Consider the following 9,456-nt stretch of genomic DNA (forward strand, 5'->3'; position numbering starts at 1 on the left):
TGTTGCCGTTCGCGAATTTTGAGAAACGTAACCGCTAAATGTGAGAAATTTAAAACAATTCAAGTTTCTCATCTTTAGCGGTTAAAATCCACGAATTTTGAGAAATAAAAACGCCCTTTAAATCATCATTAAAGGGCGTTTAAATTTTAAGTATTAAAACTTATAAACCATGTTATCTTCGTACTTCCCGGAATAACTTGCTGAAGCCTTAACAACAACGCGCTTGGAGTTGTAAAAAGCCTCCCAATTATCAACCTGATCTTCTACCATATACTCAATAAACCGCACAAACTCCGACTTCGTTGAGCTGAAGAAAATATAAGGCGGTCGAGTAATGTTGATTAATCGGAGGAAGTCGATTAAATCAAAGTATGTCGCCTGTTTATAGCTTTCCTGACGAGTGCATAAATATGGTGGATCTAGAACGAATAAGGCTTTAGGGTCGCCGCTAAATTTAGGCAAAAGCGTGTGGAATGACTCGCGCGTAATCTCAAGCCCGTCTAAATATCCATCCGCTTTCGGATAATCAGACTGTCTAACACAATGCCAAAAATCGTTCTGAAATAAGTCGTCTAATGTTGCCACTTGTTGGCCGCTAAATAGAAGCCAGCTCGCTAGACAATTCAGGTCAATATAACCTTTGAAATTCTGAATGATTTTGATGCATTCTGCCTTACAATCCTTCGTCAATCTTTTGTTTTTTTGCGTAGCGTTACCAACTACCGCGTAAAGCTGTGCGCGAAGCGCATTAATGTCATCAATATGCATCAATCGCTCAGCGTATCCATCAAAGTCATTATAGATTACGCGTGCTTTAGGCTTGAGATGTTTAGCTACATGGCTTAATAAACCGCTACCGCCGAATGTATCAATGATAGTCCAGCCATCGCCATCATTCGTAATGTTGGCGTTTAATACTTCCTCGAAGTGTTTTAAAAACATTCGCTTTTGCCCAACAAACGGTAGTGGTGCTTGTTTAAACATAGTACACTCCATTTGTTTGTTTGTTTGTTTGTTTGTTTGTTTGTTTGTTTGTTTGTCATTATTATTCCTTGTAAACCGCAGCAAAAATTGACAGCATTTTATTTAATTAAGGCAAAGTATCAGGGAATGGGTCGTCAGTTATCCAACTGACGACTGGAAGACGCATATAATCAAGGTCTGTTGTTGGTACTTTATCCCTAAATCTTAACTCAATATAAGCTCTATCGCCTATACTAGCAACATATACAGTAGCAATTTCATCGCCGTCATCGCTATAAAACGGAAGCATAATAGGCGTGCGTGTACGGAAGCCAACTGGTATTCTCGGAGGGGGTAAAATATCCATTCGCTTGGCGTGATTTTTCCTCGTGAATTTAGGATTACTGCTCCCGTAAAAAGAAATAGTGTCCCAACGCCCCGCATAGAAAGAACACTCAACTCTGTTATTCACTCGTCTTAAATGAATAGCCCCTTCTTTAATATTTACAGAAATGTTAGATAGTCGTCTAATACCTGTATCACCCGATATAACAGTCCACTGTCCATTTTGCTTTTGCCATAGGTATGCTCCAACGCCTGCACCGTTTGTTGAGTTATAAAAAGTTCCGTTTGGCTCATTACCTTTAATCTTATTTTCATAAACGTTAGACCCATTAAGAAACCTTGTTGTGTCAGGTTTATCTGGTCTCCCGTTGCCTTGAATTAACACGGACGAACTGCCTTTATCTTTAACATCTTGAGCAATTAAAGGAATGAGACTTGTCAGTTGTTCTTTTAGCGCCATTATGATGCCTTAGCTTTATTGTACTCACCCACTAGGTCTAAGTTATCCATTTCTGTTTGCCAGCTTTGAAGATTTGTAACGTTAGTTTTGATCTCTTGCAGAGTGCTAGTTAGAGCTTCGCGAACAGACTTATCTGACACAAGTTCTCCAATTTTGGCCGCAATTTCAAACAACGTATCTAAATCTTCAGAAAGCTCACCGCCTTTAATTTTATTTAAAATACGTGTTTCTGCCTGGCTAATTAACTCGTTAATTTTAGTGAGCGTAGCTTGTTCTCCGCTGCCTTGTTGAGTTTGAATTGCAGATATTGCCTCATGCAGACTTTTATAATCCGCGCCGATGGCCTTGATTGCATCAACTATTTTTTTATGGTTTTGATTTTCCATAGTGCTCCTATATTTTGGCTAACTCATAAATGGTTAATAAATCTGGTAAGTCGTCGTCACTTTGATATATAACTTCACCTTTTTCGACTACCGCCACTATTTCTTGGGGTGGGTCAACCACTGCAACAATGTCATCCATTACGCGCCTCTGTCATATCAGGTGTTACATCAAATTGAAGGTTAATTCTCCCGCCTCTAATTGGCGTTTTAACCCGTCCTTTATTAGATACCGCCTGTAAATCATAGTCCGCTTGAGACCACGTTGCGTCTTTTGTTAAACTGTGACTAAACGTAACTTTTAAAACACCGCCTGGAGCATCTATAACTTCGATTTCACCTGTTGTGGATGATAGCGTTAGCACGGCGTTGTTTCGGACTTTCGCCCATAAATCAAAGCGTGCCATATCACTCAAATCGAGTGGTTTTAATGTTTTATCCGGCTGTTTTTCAAACAGGCGAACAATACATTCCTCGTCATCACCACGGTAAAGGTTAATCGTTGTTTTATCCATTTTTATGCACCATCGCTGCAAGTTGGTTTGGGCTAAAACGCCAACCATCTTCGCTGTTATAAATTGCGTTAAAGCACCATTCTGAACAAAAATATTTGCTTCGTTTTTGCTTAATTCCAAGCACAATGCCTAACGCACCCCACCAGTCATATTTAGCGCCAGTTGTGCGGTTGAAATAAGATTTAATCTGCGCTTCTGTTACGTTATCTAGCAAGACTAAATTCCACTTATCCGCGTCAGATAAATCAATCTGCTTACAGCGAACGCCGCCATCGCGCACGGACGCTGAATAGCAATCAAAAACCGTAATGTGCTCATAATGATCGCCGTGGACGAATTCCATGCGCTCAATCGCTATCTCGCAGTGTGAGTATTTACCCTTTGTAAAAAAACGCGTCACCGCATCGGCCAAGGCTTTAAAAGGCTCTTTTAAGAAGCTGCGTTTATGCTTATAAAAAGCGAGATAGATACGGTTAGCCATTGTTATAAGCCTCCATCAATGCATCCATTTGCTTAATAATGTCATCGTGAATGGACTGCATTTTTTCGATTGTCAATCCCGGCACTTTAAGCTCGTATTTACGCATTCGCTGGTTGGCAAGCTCTAACTGTAATTTTTCAAGCCCAGCCGCTTGCACCAAAATTAAATCGGTTGCAGCTTGGTTATTTAACCCGGCACGTTTGGCAAAGTCTGTGATATATCGGCTGCATTCGCCTTGATAGTTTGCTTTTTTAAAGGCTTCCGCAGCGGCTTGGCGCTCACGGTACTCAGATTCAAAGCGAGTCCAAGTGCTGTAAATTTTTGCAGCTCTCTCATCAATTTCAGCAATCAACTTCACTTGTTTGTCCGCAGCTAGAGCGGCCTGTTTTTCCGGTGGAATCACCCAACTGTTACCATTCCAAACATGGTCTACGGTAGGCTGTTTTTCAACTAATAGAATTTTGTCGCCTTTTATTATTGGGGTGTAGTCCTCCAAATTTTGTTCCGGGTCAACTTCCAACTCAAAGTATCGTTCCAAATCATCCGGTGCTGGAAAAATAACGTATTCACAGATGTTTTCTTTTAAAAAATAAACTTTCATTTTACACTCCTACAACAACTACCTTCTTAATAACAGGTTTACGAGCGCCTCCTGGCGTAAGGGTTACTGCTTTACCTTTTTTGGTAATTATTAACGACATCGAAAAATCATAGTCCCCCGCAGACCCACCGGCGTCCTGGTCACCAATCGCAGTATCATGGCTATTACCGATAGGGGCGGCCAGCCACATGTTATTAACCGTCCCCGAGCCCCATGATTTTGTTACGCAAACAAATAAGACTCCATTTTCAAAAGGCAAATTCACAGTTATGGCATTATTGCTAGACCCTTGCCACACCACTTTTTCATTTACCTGTAGTTGTTTATGGAGTTCGCCTAGCGCATATTCGCTCGCAACTTTATTTTTTGCTGTACCAGTCGTTGCATGAGATATTTTGTCAGATTGGATAGCCTCATTAAGACTAGCGCCGCTGCTAGTTTTAACATCAGCGGTTGATAAAAAATCGCCATTATGCTCAAACGCCCAAAATTTTTGGTTACCATTATCCTCAATCAGCTGGATAATGCCTCGGCCGAACCCGTCACCACTACCTTGCTTGGTTGTGTAGCCAAAAGATAGCGCTGCGCCATAGTGGTTTTTCGACCGCACACGCCCTTTTATGAAAGGATGGTAAGCGGATCGGTTTACCGAACCTGTTTCTTCAACCATAAAAGGCGCACCACTGTCATATTGCGAATTGTAATCCCCAACCCCAAACTGCTTGGATGCAATTCCGACTGTGCGTAGGATACCTGTCATAGTATCCCCACTTTTATTCACCGCCCAGCTTCTATATGCTACTGTGTCACCATTCTCCCCGATAGTTGGGAATGTCAAGTAAACTCTCGAATCACCGGCATACACCATATTGAAGCGGCGGTTTGCTTGGTTGTGTGAATCTGGGTGGACTTCTAGCTCCCAAAAACCTACTTGTGTACCAAGCAGCAACTTGCTCCATGTATTATCTTTACCATTTATTCTTAAATTACCGTCAATCGTATCACCGCTTTTAGACACTCGACCGTTTGCATTGGTGTTGGCATTGTCTGCAGAACGCTGGGCGTTATTCGCTTTTGATACGCCATCATTTGCTGTTTTTTGTGCATTGTCTGCAGAACGCTGGGCGTTATTCGCTTTTGATACGCCATCATTTGCTGTTTTTTGTGCATTGTCTGCAGAACTCTGGGCGTTATTCGCTTTTGATACGCCATCATTTGCTGTTTTTTGTGCATTGTCTGCAGAACTCTGGGCGTTATTCGCTTTTGATACGCCATCATTTGCTGTTTTTTGTGCATTGTCTGCAGAACGCTGGGCGTTATTCGCTTTTGATACGCCATCATTTGCTGTTTTTTGCGCCGCATCCGCTGCTGCTTTTGCTTCCACCCCCTTATCGTACGCCGCTTTTACGGCTTTTGGGGTTGCGGCTTCTTGCTCGCTATTATTTGCAAGTTGTGAGTTAAGTTTAACAACGCCTTTTTCAGATGTAGTCCCAATAGGTAACTTATGAGTATGGCCATCAGCTTGAACCGCACTAACACTGGTCGCGGTCAAATCTTTCGGCGCAGACTTTTTGCCCAATAACTCTAAAGCTTTTTTAAGCCAGGATGTGCGATTGGCCAGCTGTTTGATGGGTCTATTTGTAACGCCATTCTCACCGCCAAGCACAGGGTCGTTTTCTTCAATTCGATAGACTCCGTCTTCCCATTTGTCTTGTTCTTTTAAATTTGCCATAACTGTCCTTTAAATTAGCTTTAAATCTAGTTTGAACCGTGGTTATAAGTGCCGTTATATCGCACTTTATTGTTGTATAAGAACGCCACTGATTTATAATCAAGCACGGCTAACGTGCATCTCGCCGGGGTAAAATTACGCAACACTTTGCGCAAGTGCGCCGCTTGTTCGTTTGAGATTGGCTGATTAAGTCTGATAGCGTAATAAGCCCATTTATCACTTAACGGAATGGTCTGAACAAACTTGTGATTATAAGTCCGCGCTTTTAACCCCTCGTCAATCTCAATCTCGCCGAATCCTAACCGGCGGCAGACTTCACGAATTGACCACGGTGTTCCTTTATATCTATGAAGCTCGATTGCGACTCGAATTAAACTTCGTTTAGAATTATCGTCCCCCGTAATAAACTCCCCGTCATAGCCCGTCACACTCCATTTTTCTGCAAGTAATGAGATAAAATCATCATCAATTAACTCGACCAGAGTTGTCATCACTTTGCTGTTTTCGAGTTTATTCAAGCCTAGGCTTAGGTCGGCCAGCGCTTTGTATTTTGCCTCTCGTTCAATGACATCCGCATACGTTAAATTAGCCATTACTGCGCTCCTGGGCGGCCTCTATATTAATCCCTGTGCAGTTTGCCCATTCTGTTTCACCCACTACAATTTTTGCTGGGGCAGTTAAATTAACGTCATACACGCCTTCAACTCGCAGTGCGCTAATAATTGCGGACGGCACAACATCAACTCCTAGTTTTTTCGTTTTGTCAGACAGGTAGAGTTGTAACGCATCACGCGCCTTAGCCTTAACCACGTCTTCACGATAACCATCAAGTAATGTCAATATCGCAGTGATTTGATAATCTCGCTTCGTTGGCGCAATAACCTCCACCGTATCGCATAACGGGCGGCGGCGCTCAGGACTGACATATTCTTTTACATCATTTAAAAGACGTCTGTCAGGCAGCCCTGTTTTAGTTAGGACGGTGATTCTCACAAGCCCGCCTCGCGGGTTTGATACATTAACATCCGCAATATCTTGAGAAACGGCGCGGGTGTGATAATCGTACGCGGCGATTGAACCACAACTGGTAAACGCTTCCGGCGCGGCAAGAATTCGTGCTCGGTATGGATCATCTTCTTCGCGCAATAAACCACCACTTGGCACATCAATGTTAGTGACAGCTATTTTGCCAGCGAAGTTGATTTCACTTTTAAGCGTTTTTATTCGGCCACGCTCCCAACCGTTACCAACCGCGCCAGGTTTATTACAAGCCGCCTCAATTTCAACATAAGAAATAAGCGGGGTAATTACATCATCATTTAGCGTGACAAATTCAATGTCATCAGTGACTGAAACACGTGTGCCTTTTGGAATAACCACGGACGGATGTTCACCGTTAATGCTAAAACGCAAAATGGTGCGCGCCGGGCGTTCGAGTAATCTATAACAGCCAAACGTTTCACCGCATAAATCCAACGCAAGACCGGTGGCAAATTGCGGGAATGTTTGACGAAACGCTTCATTAATGCCTTGTCTTGCCAGGCTTTCACGCATGGCATAAACATTAATAAGCAAACGCTCAATGTGCGCTGGTTGTAAGATTTTCCCGGTGCGTTTTTCATACTGAGATATCGCTTCACTTAAAACGCTCTCAACATTGTCGTCTACGACTTTCACTTCATTTCTATTCATCCGGTAATCCTTGTGGCGTAAATTTCACGATGCACGTCTTCTGTAAGTGACCAAAAAATTAAAAATTCAAAGTGCGGGGCAGTCCCTTCTACATTGACCGAGTCAACATTAATTCTTTTCTCCCAGCGCTGAAGTGCTAATGTAACCTCGCGCACGATGTTTGGGATTGCAATATCTTCCGGCTGGTCGATATATTGAAAGTGATCACTGCCAAATTCAGGTCGCAACACATCCGTCCCTTTCATTGTTGAAAGGATGTGGCCAATACATTGATGGATGTCATCAATACCTTGCACAACTTGATTTTCAATGTTAGGTGCAAGCTGCCAGTGTGTTGTGATAAGGGTGCTTTGTGTGTTCATAGCCTTGATGATACAAGGCTATGGCGAAGAGTGCTTTTAAAGCGATTTAAAGAAGTGGGCTATTCCGGAAGGCCTGTTTTACCGCCGGAGTCGCCTGGGTGTTTGTGAGTGCCAAGCTCAATAGAGCCTTGTTTAACTTTTGGAGCAGATACTTCAGTGCCAGACGTGATTTTCCCTGACACTGCTAGTTTACCGGTAATTGACGTATCAGCATTGATTGTTACACCGCCGCCCGCTGTTACGATAACGCTTCCGCTTGTATTGATATTAATCTCGCCTGTTTTTCGATTATGCGAAATCACCGTGCCGTTTGTGAATTTTTTCACCCACATGTTGCTATCATTCGCTGGCGTGGTGTCTTTCTCGTTGTAAATTGCCCCCAATACGCAGCCACCTTCCCCGCGCGCATCAAGTAACAATGCCACCAATTCGCCAACATCAGGCAGACAATAAAACTGATTCCCGCCAGCATTAGTGGTTAAATAAGACAACCAGGCTGTTTCTAAATCTTCAAGCGCGGGAATTTTACACCGCACTTTATGGTTCGTAGCATCCACAGCGGAAATAATGCCTTCTTGATAAGTTGCCCCAAAGTCATGCGTTTTCATTTATTCCCCCGTTTGATTTTCAGTTAGTGCGCCAGTGCTAAGTAAATCATCCGGGATAAACTCTAACATGCGTACTTCAATACTTGTGATATAGCCTCCGCCCCGGGTAATGCTATGCCGGGATGACTTTATCAAATATTTTCCACTAAAAATGCCAAGGTTGCGAAGTAATATTGTGCTGCCGGCCACGAGCTTAGGATTGCCGACCAGCGTGATATTTCCCGCGGTTTGGTCGTCGTTTTGTTCGGCCAACGCGGCATCGGCACGCGCATCAATCTGCTCCTGGGTTTCCCCACGGGTGACAATCTTCAGCGTGTCCCCGCTTGCAGCCTGGGCTTGTTTCATCTTTTCGCGCAGCGGCTTTGCTTTCTTACGCTTCTTGATGACTTTTTTCCCGGCGGCATCATATCCACTCACATCAACTTCCTTGGCCGTATCCTTGATTCTATCGCGCAAGGTAATCGATATCGTATCTCGTTCTTCAAGCGCCGCCACGGCTTCTTCTTTGCCTAGCTCATCTTTATCCGTGAACACAAGCTGATCACCCACTATCTTAAAGCTGTGATGATATTCTCTTGCCAATCTTGCCAAAAACTCAACATCGCGCTCTTGATATTGCGTCACGCGCTTAACCGGGATTGGCTTAATTGTCCCGACTACTTTTAGCTTTAATTTTTCTGCAATAATGCCCACTATTTGCTTGAGCGTTGTGTTTTCATAGGCTTTAGGCTTTAACGTGCGATTTGCCTTTCCAACCCCCGTACTCAACGCCTTGATTTGAATATATGATGGTCGGTAGTTATATTCCACCTCGTCAATTTCAAACGCCCCAATATCAGCCAGCAGCGCCCCTTTATAACCAATAGCCGCCTTTAATTTATCCCCTTGCGTTGGATACCACTGGCGCACCCATTTCCCGCTAATATCCTCAAACGTTAGCGTTAGCTCGTCTGACTCGCCCTCAAGGTTATCGGTGTAGGCAAGCTCAATTAAGTGCGGCTCAATGTCAGCGGTAATATTGGTTTTTTCGTATAAAATGGAAAAGTCAGGGGTTGGCACGTTACTATTCATTATTACCTCTCAACCACGGCGGCATTGATTCATTGTTTGTAGGCTTAATATTTAGCACCGGAATATAAACCGTTGCCCCTGTTGGCAGCACTTCGCACAATCCTATGTGTGGGTTGGCATTAATAATGCGTTCAAAGTCCAATGCGTTGCCATAGTAGTAATAGGCAAGATTATCCCAACGCTCGCCTTGTTTTACGGTATGTTTAAGTACGGTCTGTTGTGTCATCAATTACGTCCTCATCT

Annotated in this window: 14 protein-coding genes; all 14 read right to left on the reverse strand. The window is 43.3% G+C overall.

Annotation, left to right across the window (positions count from 1 at the left end; translation table 11 throughout):
* Positions 1-153 precede the first annotated feature (153 nt).
* On the reverse strand, positions 154-984 hold the full coding sequence (locus DPV85_RS09450; RefSeq protein WP_207798045.1) for a hypothetical protein: 831 nt from the start codon (positions 982-984) through the stop codon (positions 154-156).
* A gap of 106 nt (positions 985-1,090) precedes the next feature.
* On the reverse strand, positions 1,091-1,768 hold the full coding sequence (locus DPV85_RS09455) for a hypothetical protein (protein WP_111327825.1): 678 nt from the start codon (positions 1,766-1,768) through the stop codon (positions 1,091-1,093).
* Positions 1,768-2,154 carry a hypothetical protein gene (locus DPV85_RS09460; protein ID WP_111327826.1) on the reverse strand — a complete coding sequence of 129 codons (387 nt, stop codon included), beginning with the start codon at positions 2,152-2,154 and terminating at the stop codon, positions 1,768-1,770. The genes DPV85_RS09455 and DPV85_RS09460 overlap by 1 nt, the downstream gene beginning before the upstream one ends.
* A gap of 7 nt (positions 2,155-2,161) precedes the next feature.
* Positions 2,162-2,293: a hypothetical protein gene (locus DPV85_RS10030; protein WP_275042126.1), complete on the reverse strand. Its 132-nt coding sequence runs from the start codon at positions 2,291-2,293 to the stop codon at positions 2,162-2,164.
* Entirely contained in the window at positions 2,286-2,666 is a 381-nt protein-coding gene (locus DPV85_RS09465) for a hypothetical protein (RefSeq protein WP_111327827.1), read from the reverse strand. The genes DPV85_RS10030 and DPV85_RS09465 overlap by 8 nt, the downstream gene beginning before the upstream one ends.
* The gene (locus DPV85_RS09470) at positions 2,659-3,147 is read right to left on the reverse strand and encodes an enoyl-CoA hydratase (protein WP_111327828.1); all 489 of its coding nucleotides are present in this window, start codon (positions 3,145-3,147) and stop codon (positions 2,659-2,661) included. Before DPV85_RS09470 ends, DPV85_RS09465 begins: the two co-directional genes overlap by 8 nt.
* Entirely contained in the window at positions 3,140-3,748 is a 609-nt protein-coding gene (locus DPV85_RS09475) for a hypothetical protein (protein ID WP_111327829.1), read from the reverse strand. Before DPV85_RS09475 ends, DPV85_RS09470 begins: the two co-directional genes overlap by 8 nt.
* 1 nt (position 3,749) lies before the next feature.
* On the reverse strand, positions 3,750-5,414 hold the full coding sequence (locus tag DPV85_RS10015; protein ID WP_243584690.1) for a tail fiber protein: 1,665 nt from the start codon (positions 5,412-5,414) through the stop codon (positions 3,750-3,752).
* 92 nt (positions 5,415-5,506) lie between these two features.
* Complete coding sequence (locus tag DPV85_RS09485) at positions 5,507-6,073, reverse strand: phage tail protein (RefSeq protein WP_111327831.1); 567 nt, start codon at positions 6,071-6,073, stop codon at positions 5,507-5,509.
* On the reverse strand, positions 6,066-7,172 hold the full coding sequence (locus DPV85_RS09490) for a baseplate assembly protein (RefSeq protein ID WP_111327832.1): 1,107 nt from the start codon (positions 7,170-7,172) through the stop codon (positions 6,066-6,068). Before DPV85_RS09490 ends, DPV85_RS09485 begins: the two co-directional genes overlap by 8 nt.
* Complete coding sequence (locus DPV85_RS09495; protein ID WP_111327833.1) at positions 7,169-7,534, reverse strand: GPW/gp25 family protein; 366 nt, start codon at positions 7,532-7,534, stop codon at positions 7,169-7,171. Before DPV85_RS09495 ends, DPV85_RS09490 begins: the two co-directional genes overlap by 4 nt.
* Positions 7,535-7,593: 59 nt before the next feature.
* A complete protein-coding gene (locus DPV85_RS09500; protein WP_111327834.1) occupies positions 7,594-8,142 on the reverse strand; it encodes a phage baseplate assembly protein V in 549 nt (182 codons plus the stop codon).
* Entirely contained in the window at positions 8,143-9,213 is a 1,071-nt protein-coding gene (locus DPV85_RS09505) for a phage late control D family protein (protein ID WP_111327835.1), read from the reverse strand.
* Complete coding sequence (locus DPV85_RS09510; protein ID WP_048750473.1) at positions 9,206-9,439, reverse strand: tail protein X; 234 nt, start codon at positions 9,437-9,439, stop codon at positions 9,206-9,208. Before DPV85_RS09510 ends, DPV85_RS09505 begins: the two co-directional genes overlap by 8 nt.
* Positions 9,440-9,456 lie beyond the last annotated feature (17 nt).

The organism is Haemophilus parainfluenzae, assembly GCF_003252725.1.
GTDB lineage: Bacteria > Pseudomonadota > Gammaproteobacteria > Enterobacterales > Pasteurellaceae > Haemophilus_D > Haemophilus_D parainfluenzae_L.